Annotated in this window: 13 protein-coding genes; 4 read left to right on the top strand and 9 right to left on the bottom strand. The window is 37.7% G+C overall.

What is annotated here, in order from left to right:
- Positions 1-38 precede the first annotated feature (38 nt).
- The 7 genes from ACUN24_RS12710 to ACUN24_RS12680 all read right to left on the bottom strand — a co-directional run bounded on the left by ACUN24_RS12710 (position 39) and on the right by ACUN24_RS12680 (position 14494).
- Complete coding sequence (locus ACUN24_RS12710; protein WP_445562815.1) at positions 39-2417, bottom strand: ABC transporter permease; 2379 nt, start codon at positions 2415-2417, stop codon at positions 39-41.
- A gap of 75 nt (positions 2418-2492) precedes the next feature.
- Complete coding sequence (locus tag ACUN24_RS12705) at positions 2493-4880, bottom strand: ABC transporter permease (protein WP_445562814.1); 2388 nt, start codon at positions 4878-4880, stop codon at positions 2493-2495.
- Between the two features lie 78 nt (positions 4881-4958).
- Positions 4959-7334, bottom strand: a complete 2376-nt coding sequence (locus ACUN24_RS12700) for an ABC transporter permease (RefSeq protein WP_445562813.1) — start codon at positions 7332-7334, stop codon at positions 4959-4961.
- A 76-nt stretch (positions 7335-7410) separates the two neighbouring features.
- The gene (locus ACUN24_RS12695) at positions 7411-9771 is read right to left on the bottom strand and encodes an ABC transporter permease (protein ID WP_445562812.1); all 2361 of its coding nucleotides are present in this window, start codon (positions 9769-9771) and stop codon (positions 7411-7413) included.
- 76 nt (positions 9772-9847) lie between these two features.
- Positions 9848-12217 carry an ABC transporter permease gene (locus ACUN24_RS12690; protein ID WP_445562811.1) on the bottom strand — a complete coding sequence of 790 codons (2370 nt, stop codon included), beginning with the start codon at positions 12215-12217 and terminating at the stop codon, positions 9848-9850.
- Between the two features lie 230 nt (positions 12218-12447).
- Positions 12448-13146 carry an ABC transporter ATP-binding protein gene (locus ACUN24_RS12685; RefSeq protein ID WP_055903687.1) on the bottom strand — a complete coding sequence of 233 codons (699 nt, stop codon included), beginning with the start codon at positions 13144-13146 and terminating at the stop codon, positions 12448-12450.
- Positions 13147-13249: 103 nt separating this feature from the next.
- On the bottom strand, positions 13250-14494 hold the full coding sequence (locus ACUN24_RS12680; protein WP_445562810.1) for an efflux RND transporter periplasmic adaptor subunit: 1245 nt from the start codon (positions 14492-14494) through the stop codon (positions 13250-13252).
- Between the two features lie 295 nt (positions 14495-14789).
- Between ACUN24_RS12680 and ACUN24_RS12675 the strand changes: the two genes are divergently transcribed.
- From ACUN24_RS12675 to ACUN24_RS12660, 4 genes are all read left to right on the top strand, one after another.
- A complete protein-coding gene (locus ACUN24_RS12675) occupies positions 14790-15167 on the top strand; it encodes an endonuclease domain-containing protein (RefSeq protein WP_445562809.1) in 378 nt (125 codons plus the stop codon).
- 126 nt (positions 15168-15293) lie between these two features.
- Positions 15294-16664: a sigma-54-dependent transcriptional regulator gene (locus tag ACUN24_RS12670; RefSeq protein ID WP_445562808.1), complete on the top strand. Its 1371-nt coding sequence runs from the start codon at positions 15294-15296 to the stop codon at positions 16662-16664.
- A 67-nt stretch (positions 16665-16731) separates the two neighbouring features.
- Positions 16732-18087, top strand: coding sequence for a sensor histidine kinase (locus ACUN24_RS12665; RefSeq protein ID WP_445562807.1), 1356 nt, complete (start codon positions 16732-16734; stop codon positions 18085-18087).
- An 84-nt stretch (positions 18088-18171) separates the two neighbouring features.
- Positions 18172-20361, top strand: coding sequence for a bifunctional alpha,alpha-trehalose-phosphate synthase (UDP-forming)/trehalose-phosphatase (locus ACUN24_RS12660; protein WP_445562806.1), 2190 nt, complete (start codon positions 18172-18174; stop codon positions 20359-20361).
- A 468-nt stretch (positions 20362-20829) separates the two neighbouring features.
- Here ACUN24_RS12660 and ACUN24_RS12655 read toward each other — a convergent pair whose 3' ends face one another.
- Both ACUN24_RS12655 and ACUN24_RS12650 read right to left on the bottom strand, forming a co-directional pair.
- Positions 20830-22614 (bottom strand): glycoside hydrolase family 15 protein, encoded by a 1785-nt coding sequence (locus ACUN24_RS12655; protein ID WP_445562805.1) that lies wholly within the window; start codon positions 22612-22614, stop codon positions 20830-20832.
- A 542-nt stretch (positions 22615-23156) separates the two neighbouring features.
- Complete coding sequence (locus tag ACUN24_RS12650; RefSeq protein ID WP_445562804.1) at positions 23157-24425, bottom strand: glucose-1-phosphate adenylyltransferase; 1269 nt, start codon at positions 24423-24425, stop codon at positions 23157-23159.
- Positions 24426-24430: the final 5 nt, after the last annotated feature.

Raw genomic sequence — 24430 nt, 5'->3', positions numbered from 1 at the left:
CAGTTCGCTTTAGTCTTTTGTCTTTAAGCTTTCAGCTTTTATTCATATTTCAATGCATCAACCGGGTTCGATTTTGCGGTTTTATACGCCTGAAAACTTACGGTAATTATCGCCATCGTTAAAGTGCCTATTGCTGCAACAGGAATTATCCACCAGCTTATTTCAGTACGAAACTCAAAGCTGCCCAGCCATTTATTCATTGCAAAATAACTTACCGGCACAGCGATAATGATGGCAGCAATAATCATTTTGATGAAAGAAAATGACAGCAGTTGCATTAAATTGGCCACAGATGCACCGAGCACTTTTCGCACACCAAATTCTTTGGTTCTTTGCTCTGCGCTGTATGCAACCAAACCGAACAAACCCAGGCACGACACAAAAATGGCCAGTCCACCGAATAGATTGGAAAGAATGCCTAAGGTTTTTTCAGATTTATATTTCTCTTGATATAATGAATTTACAAATGTAATTTCCGTTGGATATGCTGGGTTAAAAGCCTTTGTGATTCTGCTAATGGTTTCAATATTGCTTTGCAAACTGTTTTCGTTATTCAGGCGCATCGTAATGGTGCCAGTTTGTTTTGGATTTAAAAATACAACCTGGGGGTTGTTAGATTTGTAGGGCGAATCCCAAACATAATCATCAAAAACACCAATAATATAAGCATTTGTACCATACAGATTTACCCTTTTACCGATGGGGTTTTTATAGCCAAATACTTTCACAGCCGAGGCACTCACCAGCAAGGCACTGGTATCTGATGCGAAGTTTTTCGAGAAATCCCGTCCCTCAAGTAATTTAATACCATTGGTTTTGATAAAATCATACGAGGTAGCCACCTGATTAAACATCACTGTATTTTCGGGCTTCGTCATGCCATCCCATGTAATATCCATAAAGTTGCGGCCATGATGAGAAAGACTAACTGACGATTGATACATCGACTTTATCGCTCCGGATTTAAGTAGTTCTGATTTAAACGTTTCGAATTTGGTTTTCAATTCTCCATCCTGAGGAATCTCCACCAAAGCATTTACGTCAAAACCTACTGGTTTATTTTTAATGTATTGAATTTGGCGGTAGATCACCAAAGTGGAGATGATCAGAATGATTGCAAAACAAAACTGACCAACAACAAGCACTTGCCTTAAGCTGATGCTTAAAAATCCTTTAGCCGAAATTTTTCTTTTTAGCGTTTGAATTGGGTTAAAAGCCGACAAGTAAAATGCCGGGTAACTGCCGGCAATTAAGCCGGTGGCAATTACGATTCCCAGGATACCAACCCAGCTTGCTGTATTAAAGTATGAAATCCCTAGATTTATATTCAGGAGCTGATTAAACGCGGGCAGACAAAGTTCTATCAATGCTATTGCTACGACAACGGCAACCAGAGTTAACACCATTGATTCGGTTAGAAACTGAAAAATTAATGAACTGCGATTGGCACCAATGGTTTTCTTAATGCCCACCTCTTTTGCCCGTTTTTCTGATTTGGCCGTAGCCATGTTCATAAAATTGATGCAGGCGATCAGCAATATCCCAAAAGCCAAACCCATAAAAAGCCAAATCTGTTCAATATCGCCGCCTACACTTTTACCATTTTCAAACTTGCCAAATAAATGTAGCCTGCTAGCCTGGTATAAAAAATGTGGTTGCGATTGCGGGGTTTGAGGTGTAGCGGCCTTTACCAAATCCTCAACTTTTCGGTTTACCAACTCGATATTGGCATCAGGATTAAGCGAAACCATGGTTACAAAACTATAATTCGTCCAGTTTAAATCTTTTGCACTGGCATCAATAATCTCGTAAAATGACCACGGCATTAAAAACTCGAAACGATTAGAACTATTTTCGGGTAAATCTTTAATTACACCGGTAATGGTTAGGTTTTCTATATCCTGATAACGAACGGATTTATTCAGTACATCAGCAGTTCCGAACAAGGTTTTGGCTGTACTTTCGGTTAAAATAACCGAAAGTGGATTGTTTAATGCTGTTTTCGGGTCGCCCGCAATAAACTCATAATCGTACAGTTTAAGGATATCAGGTTCGGCAAACTTCGAATTTTTCTTATAACTATTTTGTCCGTTTGCTATTAAGCTTTTTTTGCCGTAATCCATTCGGACAACATATTTCACTTCCGGCAATTTTTCTTTCAAGAGCGGACCTAAAGCCGTTGTAGAACCATTGAAAGTACCAGCAATTTTGTTTCCTTCGCCAGGAACATTCGTCATGGCGACATAAACATTGCGCCAGTTTTTCGCCTGCTTATCAAAATTCCATTCGTACGAAACATATAACAGCAACATTAAACAGGCTGCAAGGCCGATAGCCAAACCGATTACATTAATGAAAGAAGACGTTTTGTTCTTCCATAGGTTTCGCAAAGCGATTTTTAAGTTTAATTTGAACATATTTTATTATCAAGTATTTAGTATCAGGTATCAAGACCAATTCGCTTTAGCCTTTGGTCTTTAAGCTTTCAGCCTTTATTCATATTTCAACGCATCAACAGGGTTAGCGTTAGCGGCTTTGTACGATTGTAAACTCACAATTATAATGGTGAGAAACAGCGTAATTACTCCTGATAAAATAAAGGGCAAAAGCGGCATATCTATTCTAAATGCAAATCCGTTAAGCCATTTTTTTAAAATGAAATAAGCAAAAGGCCAGGCAATTACGTTTGCCAGGATTACCAATTTCGCAAATCCTTTATTTAGCAAGCTTAGAATGTCAAATATTGAAGCGCCGAGAACTTTTCTAATGTTTATTTCCTTACTTCGCCTTTGTGTAGTAAATGCAGCGATGGCAAAAATCCCCATTAGAGCCAGTGTAATTGTAATGAAAGAAAGCAGCCCAATTATTGATCTTAACTGCGATTGTTTTTGCAGTAATTTCTCGAAAGATCTGTCTAATAATGAATATTTTATTGGAAAATTCGGTTCAAGCTTTGTCCAGGCACTTTCTATTTGTGCTATAGTTTGAGCACTTTGCTGAGCTGAAATATCCAATAGAACATAGCGCAATGGATTACCTTTAATATACTGAAAAACAATTGGTTGAAATTCTTTCTCTGGACTGTAATGATTAAAATCCTTAACCAATCCGATTATTTTTACATCCCTGCCTCGAAATTTCATTTTTTTGCCAACAGGATTAATTAAGTTAAAATTTTTAGCGGCAGTTTCAGTTAAAATCAAAGAATTTAACGTGTCGCTAGGATTAGTTTGGCTATATGCTCTTCCCTCTAATAACTTCATCCCCATTGTTTTAAAATAATCAACATCTATCGAAATGAAACTCGCATCATATGATTTGCCAGCATGGGAATAGGTATTTCCGCCCATATCCTCACCTGGAATGTGATCTGCTCTGGAAACACTATTTACACCTGAAATATTTTTAAGTATGTTTTTTACTGCTCTGAAATGCTCTTCACTTTTATCTTGCATGGTTACGGCTAAAACTTGCTTCGGCTTGTAACCCAAATCTTTCCGCTGCATATAAGTGAGCTGATTATTAATTACCCAAATTCCGGAAATAAATAGTACTGCAATGGAAAACTGAAGAACGATTAATCCATTTCTTATCCAATAACCATTGTTGCTGTTGGAAAAATTTCCTTTTAAAACTTTAGCAGGGATTACATTGCTTATCAACAAAGCTGGATAAAGGCCAGCAATTAAGGTTATGGTTAATAGTAAAATTAAAATCTGACCTGATATTTCTTTGTAATCAGCAATATTTTCGAGCTGAATTGCAGAACCAATCATAGCATTAAAAGTTGGCAAAAAAAGTTCCACCATTATTATTGCCACTCCCAAACTCAACAGACACTGCATTGCGGTTTCCAAAATAAACTGTAGCCCAATATGCATTCTGTGTGCGCCTAAAACCTTTCTAACGCCTGTTTCTTTTGCTCTTCTGGTGGCAATTGTTATCGATAAGTTGGTGAAATTAACCGCAGCAATTATTAAAACCAAGCTGGCAATAACCAACATCAAATACAGGTATTTACCAATTCCATTATTTTGAAATTCGTATTCTACATTGGCTTTAGTTAAGTGAATATCTTTAACTGGCTGGAGGTAAAGCTTATTTTGGTTTATAAAATCGGTGAAATTCTGTTTCTCATCATTTGGAACTTTAGCAAGTTCTGCATTTAAAACCTCTGTACGGTTTTTATTAAATAAAATTTCTACCTGAGCAATATTACTTTGTGGATTTAACTTAACATAGGTATAGTAATTATTACTGTAAAACTCATCGTTAACACTTTTTCTAAATCTACGAATCATATTAAAATGAAAATGAGAGGGAAATCTGCCTTCATCAATTACGGCGGTAACAACATTGGGTAAAATATTATCAACCAAAATGGTTTCACCCACTGGATTAACCCCTTTACCGAAAATACGTTCACTCATAGCTTTAGTAAGAATGATAGTTTGAGGCTTACTCAAGGCAGTTTTTGCATCGCCATAAACTAAAGGATAGCTAAAAACCTTTAAAAAATTACTGTCGGCCAGAACTACGTCATTAACGTATAAACTTTTTACTTTCGTTTTAATCAGCATATCTCCAAACCAATAATCCTGTATCCTTGTGGAAGCCTCAACCGCAGGAATTCTTTCCTTGCTAATAGTAGCCATATTTCCAGGACTCAATGCTACATCTTCTGTTGAAGATTTGTAGTTTACCCTGTAAATCTGCTCATATCCTATATTCCAAGAATCATATCCTTTTTCGTAATTGGAATAAAGCATGGTTAAAATAAAAATAGTTAACGCTACAGCCAATCCAGCAATACTGACAAAAGCATATCCTCTATTTTTCCATAGGTTTCGCAAAGCGATTTTTAAGTTTAATCTAAACATGAGGTATAAGGTTTAGGGCATAAGATTTAGGGTTTGGGCGTATTAACCTTACGCCTTTTTCCCTTAAAGCTTACACCATTATTCATATTTCAACGCATCAACAGGGTTTGCTTTAACCGCTTTATTTGCCTGGATGCTTACCGTTATCACAGCTAATAAAATGGTAATTGTTGCGCTACTAACAAAGGGCAACACAGGTAAATCAATCCGGTAGGCAAAAGTTTCGAGCCATTTCTTAGTAAGGATGTAAGCTACCGGCCAGGAAATTACGTTAGCCGCAAGCACCATGATAAAAAATGAACTGTTAATTAATTTGAAGATTTGAAGATCACTTGCGCCTAAAATTTTGCGTACTGCGATTTCTTTGATACGTCCGTTGGTGATGTATTTTGCAAAGGCAAACAAACCTAAAATAGCAATGAAGATAGTGAGCAATGCCGCTGCGAAAAATACGGATTGTAACTGCTCCTGTTTTTTGAAAAGTTTGCCGTAAAGTTCATCTAAAAATTCATATCGAAAGTCTTCGCCGTCCTGAGGATTTATTTGTGGCCATTGTGCTTTCAAAGCAGCTAAAGCATCAGCCATTTTATTTTCCTCAATTTTAACCATAATTTGCGTTTTTGAATTTCCGCAAGGATTTTTAATTGCATAAATAGTAGGCTGAACGGCACTTTCAAATCCTTGTGCTTTAAAATCTTTTGCTATCCCTACAATCTTATAATCTATATTACAGCCTCTTATTGTTTGTCCGACTGGATTTTTAATTCCATATTTCGCAACAGCACTTTCATTTATCACAACAGAATTCGTAGTATCGGTACTGAAAGACTTTGAGAAAAACCGTCCCTCTTTTAATTTAACATCAAGTGTTTCAAAGTAATCAAAATCCACATCGACAAAATCAATGCTTTTCTGGACACCATTCACCGTATAACCATTACCTCCATTTTCGCTGCCATCAGGAACACCTGTAGCTACAGTTGCCGATTTTATCCCAGGAATTTTTAAAATTTTATCTCTAACGGGAGCGAATTTTTCAGGCTTATTAAACATACTGATGTTCTTAATGTACACGACCTGATTTGCCGTAAAACCCAAATCCTCACTTCGCATGTATTTGAGTTGCGAGTTGATAATAAACAACCCAATAATAAAAATCACTGCTATACTGAATTGAAAAACCAATAATCCATTTCGCAGCCAGGAGCTTTGTTTACTTGTAGAAAAATTACCCTTTAATACCAATGCCGGTTTAAAACCGGATAAAACTAAAGCTGGATACGTGCCCGCAATTAAGGTAATCAGACATAAAATTGAAGGCAATTGCCAGAATAAGTTATTTTCAATATTCCAGATGGATAAACTAACCTGAAAAAGGTTATTGAAATATGGCAATGCCAATTCAGCTAAAATTAACCCAAGAATTGTAGCGACAAAACATTGAATAAATATTTCGGCAAGAAATTGTGTGGTAAGCTGGAAACGATAAGCACCCATTACTTTTTTTATGCCGACTTCTTTAGCCCTTTTTGTAGCCTGAGCAATGCTTAAATTAGTGAAATTGATACAGGCAATAACCAGAATCAGAATTCCAAGTACAGAAAGGGCGATTAGTATTTTATAAGGCGCATCATTACCGGCCTTTGGCCTGAGGTGCAAATTTGCAAGCGGGTCTAAAAATGTTGAAACACCCTTTATTTCTTCTATTGTTTTTTGGTCAGTTTCGCCTTTTAATAATTCTTTTCGGTATAAGTCTGTAATTTTTTGTTCCAGGTTCGCAACATCCGTTCCGGGTTTTACCTGAATATAGGTCGTGTAATTGTTATATCCATAATTCTCTCCTTGTCCTATTTCATTACCGATTGAAATGCCGTCGAAAGTAACATTTGAATGCAAATTGTTAGCGATTGAACCATTGATTTTGCTGGTAATGCCAGAATTGCTCGGTCCCATTCCTACCATTTCCGGTTTGTTATCCGTTTTGTCAGGAAACAGTACTTTCATATTTTCCTTACTCAGGTAAGAAAGTCTGTCAACCTCTCCTGCAGGTTTTTCTAAACCACCTGTAGGTTTCAAATCGAGAATTTTAGCTGCATTGTAATCAGCCTGCATAAAGTTTTTGGCAAATAACGTGTTCTTGCCATTCTTCATGGTAAATTCAAAAAAGCCGCGTTTTGTAATTCCCGCATTTTCTACTTCAGGGAAGTTCTGTTTAATGGCTTTGGCTAATGGCGGGGAAGTGTAGTTCGTTTTAAAATCAGGCTCAATCCGTCCAACTACATAAATGTTATGGTAGTTCGGATTGGTTTTATCAAAACTGGTTTCATAGGTAAAATAAAGTATAACTAAAATAAATGCAGCCAAAGCTATAGCTAAGCCACCAACGTTAATTGATGTGATGCCCCTATTTTTCCACAGGTTCCGCAACGCGATTTTTAAGTTAAGTCTAAACATATTATTGAGGTTTAGCATAAAGCGTTTGGCGGTTAGCGGTAAATCCACGCTCATCGCCAAACGCTATGCGCATGGCTTATTCATATTTAAGTGCATCAACCGGGTTTGCTTTTACCACCTTAATTGATTGAATACTCACGGTAAATACAGCAATAATCATCGACAGGGCAATCGCTACAATAAACGGCATTGCAGAAATTGAAATGCGGTATTCGTATCCCGAAAGCCATTTGTTAATGAGAATATACGCTAACGGAAATGCAATTAAGTTTGCTATGGCAACCAGTTTTATAAAATCTTTGTTCAATAACGTAAGGATGTTGGCAGTACTGGCGCCCAAAACCTTGCGGATACTGATTTCTTTTTTACGTTGCTCGGCCATAAACAGGGCTAATCCCAATAAGCCTAAACATGAAATAAAAATGGCGAAGCCTCCAAACCAGTTGGAAAGCGTGCCTAAAAGTTTTTCATTTTTAAACTTGGCCTCAAAATTATCGTCAACAAATTTTATATCTACAGGATAGGCTGGATTTATCTTTTTTACAATTTCACTTATAGTATTAACAGAATTAGAAATGTTATTCCGAGCGTTCAACCTCAAAATTAAAGTAGTGGCTCTGTAAGGATTTTGAGCAATTAACAAAGGTGTCGGTTTTTGATAGGCCGACTCCATCACATAATCTTTCATGACACCAATTATTCGCAATGGTTGCCCCCAGTCGATCATTTTACCAACAGGATCTTTCATTCCCATCACCTTAACCATGGCCTCGTTAACCAGAACATTTGCGGTATCAACATAATCCTTGGAGAAATCTCTACCCTGCAGAATTTCCATTCCGGTTGTTTTCGTTAAATCAAGGGAAGTGAATCTGGTGTTAATAAGAATTTTATCTTTCTTATTTTTACCTGGCCAATTGATTCCGTAAGTATTGTTTCCCCCGCCAGTTAGTGAATGACTGTATTCAGTTACTGCAATAGCGGCGCCCGACTTTAACAACTCATCTTTTAAAATTTGTCGCTTTTCTATTTTACCAAGTTCGCCAACTGTTGGAATCTGAATTAAATTTTTACGGTTATAACCAATTGGCTTATTCTTAATATAATTGAGTTGCTGGTAAATTACTGCTGTACAAACGATTAAACACGCAGCAAATACAAACTGAAAAACCACCAGAAACTTACGAATAGAAAGAGATGAACCACCACCGAGCTTAAAACCTTTAAGCACTTTTACAGGATCGAAAGATGACAAATAAAATGCCGGATAACTACCTGCAATAATACCTGTAATAAGGGTCAGGCCTAACAATACTCCCCAAAATTGCCATTCAGCATAATTTATCTGAAGTGTGATGCCAAGCAATTTGTTGAAATAGGGCAAGCTGACTTCTATTAAAACAAAAGCAACTAACATACTTAAGCTGGTTAGTAAAATTGATTCGAACATAAATTGGCCGACAAGATTTTTTCTTGTAGATCCAATCGCTTTACGCACGCCAACTTCTCTTGACCTTTTCTCAGATTTAGCGGTAGAAAGGTTCATGAAATTTACGCATGCAATTAAAAGAATACAGAAAGCAAGCAGGAAAAATATTCTGAGCTGATCTATCCTTCCCCCTACATTTTTACCGTTCTCAAATTTCTCGTATAAATGCCATTTAGAAAGTGGATGGATAAAGGGCTCTCCATTAACATCTTTGTCATGGGCTTTTATCATTCCATGTAATTTAGTATTCACATTATCAAAGAATGAATTGTCCTGTAACTGAAGAAACATCATACAAAAATTGTTGCCCCAGGGACTATCTTTCACCCATGGATTTAATTTTTCAAACAATGTCCATGACATTAGATAATCAATCTCTAAAGTGCTGTTTTTGGGTCTGTCTTCAATTACCCCCTCCACCTTTAAACTTTCCTTATTATCCAATTTAACTACTTTGTTTAGTGGGTCTTCATTTCCAAAAAGATTTCTAGCAAGTGTTTCTGATAAAACCACACCGTCAGGGTTCTTCAGAAATGTCGCAGGATTTCCTTTCAAAACCTTATAATCGAACATTTTTAAAAAATCCGAATCAGCAAAGCTTGCACTTGCCTTGAAATTATTTTGGTTGTAAGTAAGCAGCTGGTATTCAGGATGAGACAATCGACTAACAGTAGCAACTCCCGGAACTTTGGTTTTTATATCTTCCCTTAATTTACTTGGAAACGACATAAAACTAAAAGTTTCCGAAGATGTTTTTTGATTATTATACAAAACGTATGTTTTATCATAATCTGTAAATTGTTTATCGTAACCATATTCATAAGCTACATATAATAACAAAATCATACAACTGGCTAAGCCAATGGCCAATCCACCTAAGTTTATTAAGGTAAATCCTTTATTCCTCCAGAGGTTGCGTAGTGCAATTTTTAGGTTGAGTCTAAACATATTTTTGAGGGTTAGCGTAGCGCGTCTGGCGGTTGGCGACAAATACACGCTGATCGCCAAACGCTATGCGCATGGCTTATTCATATTTAAGTGCATCTATCGGGTTAGCCTTGGCCACCTTAACCGATTGCAAACTGACCGTTAAAACTGCAATTACAACGGAAATCAGGATAGCCAGCAGAAAAGGTAAAAACGAAATAATAACACGGTACTCGAAAGCCGAAAGCCATTTATTTATTATTACATAAGCCAGTGGAAAGGCAATAATATTTGCAATGGCCACCAGTTTTATAAAATCTTTGTTTAATAAGGTGAGGATGTTGGCTGTACTTGCACCTAAAACCTTACGGATGCTGATTTCTTTTTTACGCTGCTCGGCCATAAATAAAGCCAGACCGAGTAAACCTAAACAGGAAATAAAGATGGCAAAACCGCCAAACCAGTTGGATAGCGTGCCTAACAATTTCTCGTTCTGGAATTTCTCTTCGAATGATTCATCTACAAATTTTCTGTCGACCGGAAAATTAGGTTCTACTCCCTGGACCAGTTCATCAATTTTAGCCAGCGAACTGCTCACATTGGCTGATGGGTTTAAACGTACAATAATAGTTGATGCGCCACTTCTGCTACTGGTATAAAACAACATCGGCGCTACGCTTTGATAGGCAGATTCGACCACAAAATCTTTCATTACACCAACCACGGTTAGCTTATTTCCCCAAAAATCGATTACAGTTCCCAGTGGATTTTTCAAGTTCATTACTTTTACAGCCGATTCATTAAGTACCACACTATTGGTATCATTTGGATGACTGGCCGAAAATTCCCTACCCGATATCAGTTCGGTACCGATAGTTTTGGTAAAATCGTAGCCAATTCCCCTTTGGTTAAAAAAAATATCTTCCTTCGGATTTTTCCCAGGCCACGAAACCGCCGTGGTATTGTTTCCACCCTCGCTTATTCCCCTGCTAAAAAAGGTTACGTTTGTTGCCGCACCCGATTTGATCAATTGATCTTTTAGCAGATTGCGCTTGCCTTCGTCGCTTAAATTTCCCTGAACGGCAATCTGGATCAGGTTTCCTTTATTATACCCGATCGGTTTATTTTTAATGTAGTTTAACTGCTGGTAAATAATTGTTGTGCAGATAATGAGGCATACCGCAAATACAAACTGAAAAACAACCAGTATTTTACGGATAGAAACCGATGAACCTACTTTAATATTAAAACCCTTAAGCACTTTTACCGGCTCGAAAGAGGAAAGATAAAGTGCCGGATAGCTTCCTGCCACCAAACCGGTAAATACCATTAGAGAGAACAATGCGGTCCAGAATTCCCAGTCGTTATAAGCAATAACCAAATTGATATTCAACAGGTTGTTAAAGTATGGCAAACTGATTTCGGCCAGTGCGAAAGCCACAACAGTTGCTATAATGGCCAGTAAAACCGACTCAAGCAGAAACTGGGCGATTAAAGATTGGCGCGACGACCCTATTGCTTTGCGCACACCAACTTCTTTAGCTCTTTTCTCTGATCGTGCTGTAGACAGGTTCATGAAATTTACACAGGCTATCAACAGGATACAAAAGGCCAGCATAAGAAAAATTCTTAACTGATCGATTTTCCCACCTACCGATTTTCCGTTTACAAAATCATCGTAAAGGTGCCATTTATCTAAAGGGAATAATAAGGCAACATCTTTATTTTCGGGTAGGTTACGTTTGTAAATTCCTGCAATTTCTGAATTGGCTTTTTCGAAAGCGTTATTATTCCCTAACTGTACCAATGTAAGGCACATGTTGTTGCCCCAATTTTTTTCCCTCGCCCATGGTTCTCTTTTTTCGAACAGTGCCCATGGCAATAAATATTCGAATTTGATACTATTGTTGGCGGGTACATCTTCAATAACAGCTTCAACTTTTAATACATCCGCATTATCCAGTTTTACGGTTTTGTTGATGGGATCTTCGTTTCCGAATAGTTTTTCTGCAAATGATTTAGTTAAAACAATGCTGTTTACCTCATTTAATACCTTATCGGGGTTACCTTTTATAAATTTATAATCCAGGATTTTAAGAAATGAAGGATCGGTATATACGCCTTTATCCTTAAATTTCTTTTCGCCATAGGTAACTAAATAATTGCTCGGATAACTCGAGTGTGAAGAATATGCTACACCGGGTATTTTTTCCCTAACCTCATCGGCCATTACTGCCGGTGTCCATGCCCAACTAAAAACTTTACCACTTGCCTCAGAGTTGTGATAGATTACATAGGTTTTTTCATGATTGGAGAATTGTTTATCATAGCTCCACTCATAAGCAACATATAGTAATAAAACCATGCAACTGGCCAGGCCAATGGCCAATCCACCAATGTTGATTAGTGAGAAACCCTTGTTTTTCCAGAGGTTACGTAAGGCTATTTTAAGGTTTAATTTGAACATATTTTTGAGGTTGATGGTTGGAAGGTTGAAAGGCTGAAGGTTCTAGTGTATTAATTCCATTGCCTAAATTTTTCACCTTTTTAGCGCCGATCCAAAATCTCCCCATCCGGGGAAGATTGTTGGCGGCTATTATTAACTAAACTAAAATCTTTTTTTATTAGGTGTAAGGTTTAGGGCTGAAGGTTTAAGGTGGACTAACCCTTACGCCTTAAACCTTTTACCTTAAGCCTCTATATCAGTTCCTCGTTCCTGCTTTTATTGATCTTCTCCGATATTACATGTCCATCTTTCAGGTTGATGATCCTATTCGAAAAACTGGCATCATGACTAGAGTGGGTAACCATCACGATGGTAGTTCCGGTTTCATTTAGTTCGCAAAGCAACTCCATTACTTCGTTACCGTGCGAGCTATCCAGATTTCCGGTCGGCTCATCGGCCAGTACCAGCTTTGGTTTAGTAACCAAAGCCCTTGCTACTGCTACACGCTGCTGCTGTCCACCCGATAATTGTTGAGGAAAATGACCACTACGGTTTACAATATTCATTCTTTCGATAATTTCGTTTACCAATTTCTTACGTTCTCCGGCAGGAATCTTATTATAAATTAAGGGCAGTTCAATGTTTTCAAAAACAGTTAATTCATCGATCAAATTGAAATTCTGGAAAACGAATCCCATATTTCTTTTACGGAAATTTGAACGTTCCCTATCGTTAAGCGTTAAAAGCTCTGTATCGATAAATTTGTAGCTTCCACTTTCAGGCTTATCCAATAAACCCATTACATTTAACAGGGTAGATTTCCCACAACCCGATGGTCCCATGATGGAAACAAATTCGCCTGCTGCCACATGAAGGTTAATTCCGTTAAGTGCAGTAGTTTCTACTTCTTCTGTTTTGTAAACTTTTTCCAGATTTTCTATTTTAATCATAGCTTTTTAGTATCAAGTATATAATACCAGGTATCAAGACCTGATTATATTGTTAATTTTATTGTCTATTTGGTTAATTGACGCCAAACGCCTAACGCTAACCCTATTTGTTAATCTCCACCTGATCGTACTGGTTAAACTGATCGTAAGATGAAGTAATTACTTCGTCGCCTTTTTGCAAACCGTCCAATATTTCATAGTACAGATAATTTTTCCGCCCTATTTTAACATTTTTCTTGGTTGCTTTACCATTGATTACTACAAATACCCAAGAGCCACCTGTACTCTGGAAAAACTGTCCTTGCGCCAGAAGCAATGATTTGCTGTTATCCGATAAGGTCAATTTGGTCTGTAATGATAATCCACGGCGTAAACCTTCGGGAGCAGCACCTTTAAATACCATTTCTACCTGAAACTGGCCCGCAGTAACCTCTGGGATTACTTTACTCACCGTTAAGTTATAAGTTTTACCATTAAACTCACAGCTAGCGGTTTGTCCTTCTTTCACCCGATTGATATAATATTCATCAACTCCTGCCTGAAGTTTATAACCTTGCAACACGTCGATCTTTCCGATCATTTCGTTAGAATTATATGATTTACCAATTACAGGATCGTAGGATGACAATTTACCAGATACCGGGGCTTTGATGGTCATGTTTTCGATATTTTTACGGATCATTTCCAAACTTTCGTTCATCTGCCCCATCGATTGATCAATCTGTGCCAGCTGCATTTTTCTGCTCTGGTTTTCCTGCTTAACTGCCTGACGCACAATTTTAAGCTTACCCTGGTAATATTCAAAATCCTGACTCGATTTGTTAAATTCTTGTAGCGTAATTACTTTTTTGGCGAAAAGTGAACTATCTAATCTATATTGACGGGTTGCTGTTCTTAAGCTATTTTCTACATCTAAAACATCCTGATTTAAAACCCGCTGATTTTGCTCTAAATCCAACCGCGATTTCCGCAACTGATTAATCTGTTCAGTAGCAGCAGTTTGACTAGAGGTATAACTCAACATGGCATTTGAATTGGAGATTCTTAATAATGGCGTTCCTTTCACCACCGAAGCTCCATTCTCAGTAAAAATTTCAGCAACTGTACCACCTTCTGACGAACTTACAATTACTGAAGTTAAAGGAACTACACTGGCATTTAATAGCACCACATCTTCAAAATCGCCATATTCTACTTTACTGATGGTTAATTTATCGGCATCGGCACTGTAAACTTTTTTGAGGGACAAAGTATAGCCATAAATTACAACTGCAACAAAAGCAATTGCTCCACCTATAATTAACAAGGTCTTAGTGCTAAATCTTTTTTTCTCTATTTTCTTATCCATGTGTTCGGTTGTACTGTTCGATTTCCCTTATGCCAAGCTTGTGCCAAAACCCAAAACCACAATTAAAATTCTATAAATCAACAAATTACAAGTTTTTATTATTTTTATCTGTTCATTATCGGACAGTTGATGTGCGGGAGCGGACAGTTTTATTACTTTTGCCTCTCCCCTTGATCCCCTCTCCTAGAGGAGAGGGGGCAGGGAGGAGATAGTAGGGTGCAGAAAGAGAAGGTTAAAAACAACAACGTAAAAACAAAACCATTATCTTTAATAGGTTAAGATTAATCTGTAAGATATGGAGGAATATAAAAACAACCTATTTCATGGTGCCAATTCGAAATTATTTGAATTTTCAAAGGCACTACGAAAGAATCAAACGGAGACTGAGGAAATCATTTGGCAATGTTTGAGAAATAGAAAACTCTTAAATTTTAAATTTAGAAGGCAGCATCCATTACATCAATATATTGCAGATTTTTACTGCCATGAGGCTAAATTAATCATTGAAATTGACGGAGGAATACACAACAATCCCGAAAATCAAGAATATGATCAAAATCGAACTATTGAACTTATGAAGATTGGTATAACTGTAATCCGGTTTACGAATGAAGAAGTAAATAATAGCTTGGATAGAGTTATAAACGCTATTAAAAGCTACCTTTCTCCTTAAAAGGAATGCAAAAAATTACACCCAACAAGGACGATGGGTTCAAAACACAGAAACACAATTCCCTCTCCTGCAGGAGAGGGAAAGCAAAAAAGAATAAAAATATACTAACTTTAATAGGGAGAGGTTATGTTAGACGCCACAGTTTTAATTATCGATGACGACGACGATATCCTGCTTAGTGCCCGTCTGTTTTTAAAGCAGCAGGTAAAGCAGGTAATTACCTGTAAATCGCCTAAAGAAATCAATGTTTTACTAAGTAAAAATGAAGTAGATATCATCCTGCTTGATATGAACTATCAAAAAGGTGCAAGTGATGGTCGCGAAGGACTATATTGGCTAGAACACATTTTATCTATTGATAAAGATTATGTAGTCATTTTAATGACAGCCTTTGGAAATGTTGAACTTGCGGTTAAAGCAATTAAAAAAGGAGCCACCGACTTTATTTTAAAGCCCTGGGAAAATGAAAAACTTTTCGCCACCATTTCTGCGGCCTCAAAACTACGCGAATCGACCAGAAAAGTTAAAAAACTCGAAAAAATACATTCTTCCTTGCAAAAAGACCTTACCCGTGGTTTTGAGAATATCGTTGGTCAGGCTGATGGCATTAAACACCTACAGGCCACTTTGGTTAAAGTTGCACCTACTGATGCAAATGTGTTAATTCTAGGAGAAAATGGTACCGGAAAACAGGTTTTTGCTTATGAAATCCACGGAAACTCGCAGCGCAAAAATCAGGTTTTTATGCATGTTGATTTGGGTTCCTTGAACGAAAATTTGTTCGAAAGTGAACTTTTCGGTTATGCCAAAGGTGCTTTTACCGATGCAAAAGAGGATAAACCCGGACGTTTCGAACTGGCAGATGGAGGAACAATTTTTTTAGATGAGATTGGAAATTTAACACTACCGCTTCAGGCCAAATTATTAAGCGTTTTACAAAACCGTACGGTTACCCGTTTGGGCGAAAGTAAAGAACGTAAAGTAAATGTACGCTTAATCACCGCCACCAATATGCCACTAAACGAAATGGTAGCAAAAAATACATTTCGGCAGGATTTGCTTTTCCGTATCAATACTGTTGAACTCCTATTGCCACCATTACGGAAACGTGGAAGCGATATTTTATTACTGGCGAATCATTTTATGCAGGTTTTCAGTTCAAAATACCACAAAGAAACCCGTAAATTAAGTCATAAAGCAGAAGATGTACTTTTAAAGTATAAATGGCCTGGCAATGTGCGCGAATTGCAGCATGTTTTAGAACGTGCAGTAATTATGAGCGATGGAAACGAAATTTCGGAAGATGATTTACAGTTGAGTCCACAACGTTTTGCACAGAACAATTCAATGCCCGACGAAATGGCGCTCGAGGATATGGAAAAAATGATGGTGCAGAAAGCCATCGACAAGCACAAGGGAAACATATCAAAAGCCGCCGCCGAACTGGGTTTAACCCGCGCAGCACTGTATAGAAGAATTGAGAAATTTGGAATCTAAGCTGAAAGCTAAAAGACCAAAGCTTAAAGCTTTAGTCTTTCACCTTTAAGCTTTCAGCTTTAAAAACATGTTTTACCAACGCTTTACCTTCCGTTTAATATTCCGCCTGCTGATCATCAATCTGCTGGGCTACCTCCTGTTTTACCTCATCAAAAATACTCAGCTCTGGTTCACCATTATCGGTGTTGCATTGATTTTATTGGGGACTATTATTTCGCTATATTATTATATCAATCAGATCCGGTCGGATATTAACCGTTTCATTTTGGCAGTAAAAACCCGCGATCATACTTTAAACTTCAAAAACAAAGTAACTAAAGGCAGTTTTCCTGAATTATACGAATCGTTTAGTGATATTTTACAGGTGCACAAGCAGATCAGATTAGAACAGGAAGCCATGTTTCAACTGATTAAAACCATTTTAGAACAGGTTCCGGTTGGTGTAATCGTAGTGAACAATACAAAAGAAGAAAAAGATGAGGAAATTGCCTTTTTTAACCAGGCTGCGTCAAACCTTTTGGGTGTACCCGCTTATAAGTACTGGCACCGGTTAAAACAGCATCTCCCGGCATTTGGAACAGAAATAGAGCAGATTTTAACGGGCGGAAAGCGGTTTCTGGAACTAAAAATCCAGGATAAACTGATCCAGTTATCAACAGAGGTAATCCCCTTAAACCTTTACGGGAAAAACTATACCATCATCAGTTTCCAGAATATTAAAGATGAAATTGAGCAAAAAGAAACGGAAGCATGGAATAGATTAATTGGCGTAATTTCGCACGAAATTTTAAATTCCATCACGCCCATCAGCTCATTATCGGATACGATCAATAAAATGGTAACCGATAAAAATAACTTGACCGAGGATGAAATGGACGACCTTAAAACAGCTCTACAGACCATCCAAAGGCGTTCATCGGGTTTATTGGATTTCGTAAAAGATTACCGCTTAATTGCCGAACTGCCTACTCCAAACCTCGAATCGCACACCATTGGTGAAATATTAAAGCACATTAAAGTTTTAATGCAGCCATTTGCAAAAGTTAAAAATGTGGTGCTAGATGTAGAACAGACTTCCTCAAAAATCACCGTTCAGCTGGATCTGAAATTAGTAGAGCAAGTATTAATCAACCTGATTACAAACAGCATTTATGCAGTCGAAAATAAGGAAATGCCTTATATAAATGTAAATTACCGTTTAGAAAACACTAAACTGTATATTGATGTTACCGATAACGGAAAAGGTATTGATGCCAGTGATTTGGAAAAAATATTTGTTCCGTTTTACACCACCAGAAAAAACGGATCTGGCATTGGACTAACGATTAGCCGCAACATTATGAAGATGCATAGAGGCAGTATTGAAGTAATTTCTACTCCTGAAAGTGGTACCACTTTTTCATTGGTATTTAACTACGTTTAATCATTTGAATGTTTTTTTGACCTAAAAATTCAAACAAAACCAATTTGATATGCTTTTAATGATATAGATACATCAAATACAAGCATGAAGACAGTTATAATATCGAACAGACTACCCGTTAAAATCATCGAAGAGAACGACGAATACACGTTTATTCCCAGCGAAGGCGGCCTTGCGACCGGCCTTGGCGACGTATACAAATCAGGCAACTCCATCTGGATCGGATGGCCCGGAATCGAGGTTCCGGAAGAACGTCAAGAAGAAGTTACACAAAAACTCGCTGCATTAAACCTCTATCCGGTTTTTCTCACCCAAAACGAAATCAATTTATATTACGAAGGCTTTTCAAATGAAGTATTGTGGCCGGTATTCCATTATCTGGTTACTTACGCACATTACGAACAAAGTTATTGGGACTGCTACCAATCTGTTAATGAGAAATTTGCAAAAAGTGCCATGCAGGTATTGGGCAGAAAAGATAAAATATGGATTCAAGACTACCAACTGCTCCTTTTACCTGGTATTTTAAGAGAAAAACTCCCTAATGCTACCATCGGTTTTTTCCAGCATATCCCCTTTCCATCATACGAAATATTCAGGTTAATCCCGTGGCGGGAAGAACTTTTAAACGGACTGATTGGTGCTGATTTAATCGGTTTCCATACTTTTGATGATGTTCGCCACTTTATTAGCACGGCAACACGCCTACTCCCAGTAAATTCCTCATCAAACGTACTCAATAGCAACGAAAGGCAGATTGTGGTAGAAGCTTTCCCGATGGGAATTGATTATGATAAATTTTCGAACTTAACGGGTACCGAAAAGGTAAAAAAAGAAATTGATTATTTCAGGACCGGAAAAGAAGAGATGAAAATAATCCTTTCTATCGACCGCCTAGATTATAGCAAAGGTATTTTAGAAAGGTTAAAAGCTTTAGAACTTTTGCTTCAGGTTCATCCAGAGTATATAGGAAAAATAGAACTTTTTATGATTGTCGTACCCTCTCGCGATACAGTACCTCAATATAGTGAGCTAAGGGATCAGATTGATCAGTTTGTAGGTAATTTAAATGCACGTTACCGATCTATTAACTGGATTCCGGTGAATTATTTTTACCGTTCCTTCCCTATTGAGGTGTTATCGGCACTTTATGCCTCAGCCGACATCTGTTTGGTTACACCAATGCGTGATGGCATGAACCTGGTAAGCAAGGAATACATTGCCAGTAGGAACAATAATGACGGTGTGCTTATATTAAGCGAAATGGCCGGTGCTTCAAAAGAATTAACAGATGCCGTAATAGTTAATCCGAACAACCTTGGCGACATTATGGAAGCCATTGTAACTGCATTAAAAATGCCTTTGGATGAGCAACAGCAACGCATGATAGCCATGCGGGCAATTGTAGAAAAATTCAATGTGAAACATTGGGTAAACAATTTTATTTTAAGATTAAACGAAGTGAAAGATTCTCAAAAATCGTTACTAACGAAACATGCGGTAAATACCATTAATGAAGTAATTGCTGCAAAATATGCCAAAACAACCGATCGGGTACTGTTTTTGGATTATGATGGTACACTGGTAGATTTTACCGGAAATATTGATGATGCCTCACCAGATGATGAACTTTATGATTTAATAGAAAACCTAACCATTGATAATGCCAACAAAGTGGTGATTATCAGCGGAAGAAGAAACGAAACCCTGGAACAGTGGTTTGGACATTTAAAGGTAGACCTGATTGCAGAGCATGGAGCCTGGCAAAAATCGTACGGAGATAAATGGAACAGCCTGCCATTACTCACCGACCAATGGAAACAGGAAATAAAGACTTTACTAGAAACCTACACAGACCGCACCCCAGGATCGTTTATTGAAGAAAAAAGTTATTCCTTAGTCTGGCACTACCGAAAAGCAGAAGAAGGATTAGGCGATTTAAGGGCGAATGAGATTATCAGCCATATGAAAATACTTGCTGCAGATAAAGGCTTACAATTGATGCCGGGCAATAAGGTAATTGAGTTTAAAAACATGGAGGTTAACAAAGGTAAAGCGGCCTTAAATTGGCTTTACGATAAGAAACCAGATTTTATTTTGGCACTTGGCGATGACCATACCGATGAAGATATTTTCAGGGTATTACCAGATGATGCTTTTACCATAAAAGTTGGCAATAACATTTCGGAAGCAAAGTATTACCTCAATGATTTTAGAGAAGTCAGAAAGTTGCTTTGGAGTTTGGTGAAGGAAGAATTTGTGGAGCGGGGTTAACTTCTCGGTAGCGTCATCCCCAGCTCGATTGGGGATCTTAATGCTTATTGCTTTAAGATTCCCGTATGCACGGGAATGACGTAACTTAATAGAAATATTTTTATAAAAAGGTCTGCGCTCCTACAGACCTTTTTATAATAGCTTTGACAACTTTAATATGCGTTGTGCACGTTAAAGTTGTCAAAGCTTTTTTATCACGAAATAAATCGTCATTTCGAGCGAAGTGCAACGCAGTCGAGAAATCTATATTGAGAAATATTTCTAGATAGATCTCTCTATTTCACTGCGTTCTAGTCAAGATGACGACTTTTTTATCTGAAATCCAACGAAATAGCATTAATCTAAAACCAAGGTCTGTGTCCCCACAGACCTTTTTCACCCTATAAGATTAAAAATAAATTATAAAAGCTTTGACAACTTTAATATGCATTGTGCGCGTAAAGTTGTCAAAGCTTTTAATCTACAATCTTACAAAAAGATCGGTCTATCCAGTTTAATCGCAATACGGTAAGCCGCATTCATTAAACCCACATGGCTATAAGCTTGCGGGAAATTTCCCCACTGACTACCTGTTTTAGCATCAACATCTTCGCTAAATAACAGTAGATGATTACAATATTTAATGATGTTTTCAAATTCCTTAATCGCTTCATCAGTACGCCCAACGCAAGCCAACGCTTCCACATACCAGAAAGCGCAGATTAAAAATGTTGTTTTCGGCTTCCCGAAATCATCAGCATGCAAGTAACGATAAAACAGTCCGTCCTCCGTTTTCAATTCTTTTTCCAACGCAATTAAATGATCCTTTGCCCGATCTGAAGCCGGATCCAGATAGTTCATCATAATCAATTGTAAAGTGCTGGCATCCAAATGCGGACTTCCAACGGCATTGGTATAAACCTTCCTTTCCGGATCATAACAAGCTTCAATGTGTGCCGCTGCTTTGTCTATTAAAACCTTTGCCCGTTTTTCAAAATCTTCATTCCCTATAGTTTTAGCCATTTTTAAAGCCGCCTGCGCTCCTGCCCATTGAAATAAGTTACTGTAACAATGTACATTGGCAATATTCCTGAATTCCCAAATTCCGGCATCTTTTTCGTCAATGGTACGTTCAATTTTAGAAAGTACACTTTCAATCCATTTTACCGAATCACTGCGTTCAGAAAAAACAAAACGGTGGTCGGTATAAAGGGGCAACATTGAAATTAAAACCTGTCCATAAATATCATTTTGAATATGTTCGTAAGCCTGGTTTCCTATCCTGATTGGTTGCTCGCCTTTGTAGCCTTCTAAATGACTTAGCGTATGTTCGGTAATTTGCCTTTCTCCTGCAATACCGTACAAAGGTTGGTAGCGTGTATCTTCAGCATGCGAAATATCAGAAAGGTAATTAAAATACTTCTCCATTTCTTCAAAATGACCGATATGGTTGAGTGAAGTTAATACATAATGTGAATCTCTTAACCAGCAATAGCGATAATCCCAGTTTCTTGTACTCCCAGGCGATTCTGGTAAACTGGTTGTACTTGCGGCAATAATTGCCCCAGTATCTTCATATTGGTGAATTTTTAAAACCAAAGCTGATCGGATGACAAACGGTTGGTAAAAACCCGCTATTGACGAGTGTTTAATCCATAAGCGCCAATAAGAAATGGTTTCACGAAGAAAATTTTCGGCCGTACTCACTACAGGTGCTTCAAGGTTTTGTCCATAAGTCATAACGAGGTATTTTGCCTCATTTAGTACAAATGCCTTTTCATCTATAATATAGGTAAGTGACACATTGGTGCTTAAACGAATATTTTCATCACAGCCCAGATAATCAATGTGATTACTGCCCCGGCTCGATTTCATTTTACCTTTTCCGTAGTCACAAACCGGCTCGAATTTAATGGTAATGCGTGGATTACCCTCCAAAGGTTCGATCTTTCTGATCAACATTAGTGGTTTAAAATAGCGATCGTATAGGCGAAAACGTGGCGCAAAATCGGTAATGCGGTATTTTCCATCTTCAGCTGTGATTTCTGTCCTTAAAACATTCGTATTTTCGATATAATATTGGTCAGAAGTAAATTCACCCTGTGGTAAAATTGAAAATTCCCCTCCTTTTTTCTCGTCCAATAAACTCCCAAGAACAAACGGACTATCGAAACGTGGCCAGCAAAGCCATGAGATATCAGTATTTTTATTTACGTGTGCAATGAAAGCGCAATTTCCTATAATTCCTGTTTGATAAAGGTGCTGTTCGGCCATAGACTATATTTTTTATTTATTTTACTAACAAGCCGATGGGAAAAAAGTTAGGGAGAAAATTTAAAAAAGCCGTTAAAATGATTTAGAGTTTGTTTTTTTGGAAATGTAAGGTTCTGCTTCAATCGCTTATTACAGCCCTGCTATCGTTCCAAGTCCTCGCTCGTTCCTCACTCCGGGCTTTCCACTTTATCAGGTTTATTTGGGAAAGACTTCCGAAGTTTAAAAGGAACAAAGCTCTGGCTAAATCGGAAGTCTGGTGCAAATCACGATAACTCCGCGTTAGGGCAATGTCATTAAGTTAAAGGTTTTTAACCACAGATGTACACAGATAAACACGGATTTTTTATATCTGTGTACATCCTTTTTATCAATGCCCAAATCAGTTACTGGTTTATATTCGCAATTTCCTTAATTGGGATTATGTTCAAAACCTTAGAGGTTTGATAAAAGATTCTTCGCTGCGCTCAGAATGACAATCAGGTAATAAAAAAACCAGTCACGAAAAATCGCGACTGGCTTGTAGTTAATGAGTAATAATTATCTTAAATCACCGTGCCACTTGGTACAACAGCGCCTTTCTTGATCACAACAATACCATCTTTAACAGCATAAAGTTCAAAGTCACCATCTTCTAAATGGTCGCCGCCATTAATCTTAACATCGTTTCCTATGCGACAGTTTTTATCGATAATAGCGTTATTGATATGACAGCGATCTCCTATACCAATTAATGAATTACCTCTATTGGTTTCTTCCTGAATTTCTTCAAGCGTTTGATACCGGTCGCTGCCCATAATATAAGCATTGGTAACTATCGTATCCTTTCCGATTCTCGACCTAATCCCTAAAACGGCATGCTCTACCCTGCTGGCCTGAATAATACAGCCTTCTGCGATAATGGTTTTATCTAAAGTGGTTCCTGAAATTTTTGATGGTGGTAACATCCTTGCCCTGGTAAAAATAGCATGGTTACTATCGAACATATTAAATTTAGGGATTTCATCTGTTAGACCTAAATTGGCTTCAAAGAAAGATGAAATATTTCCGATATCAGTCCAATAACCTTCGTACTGATAGCTTAAAACCCTACTCTGAGAAATCGCTCTTGGCAAAATTTCTTTACCAAAATCTTTTTCCTCTTCATTCTCATTCAGAATATTGATCAGGTACTCGCGGTTAAAAACATAAATACCCATCGAAGCTAAGAAGTTCCGTCCTTCGCCCTGCATTTCTTGTCCGGTGTCCGAAACCCAGTCCTCTAAACCTGTTTTAGGCTTTTCAATAAAAGAGGTAATCATGTTTTCATCATCGGCCTTTAAAATACCAAAATCTGTCGCATCTTTTGCCGTTACCGGAATAGTAGCAATGGTAACTTCAGCATTGGCTTCGATGTGTTTTTCGATCATGTCTTTAAAGTCCATCTGGTACAATTGATCTCCGGATAAAATTAAAATATAATCGAATTCGTGCGAAACAATGTGATGCATACACTGACGAACGGCATCTGCTGTACCCTGGAACCAACCTGAGTTTTGTACAGTTTGTTCAGCTGCCAAAATATCAACAAAGGCCGTACTAAAATGGCTAAAGTGATAGGTGTTTTTAATGTGTTTGTTTAGCGATGCTGAATTAAACTGGGTTAACACAAACATTCGGTGGATACCGGAATTTAAGCAATTCGAAATCGGAATATCTACCAATCGGTATTTACCAGCAATTGGAACTGCCGGTTTAGAACGTGTTTGTGTTAGTGGCGATAATCTAGAGCCCTGGCCACCGCCAAGGATAACGCCTAAAACTTTGTCAGTCATGTTTA

This window comes from Pedobacter sp. WC2501, from assembly GCF_052682415.1.
This window is presented reverse-complemented; position numbering and strand designations above follow the sequence as displayed.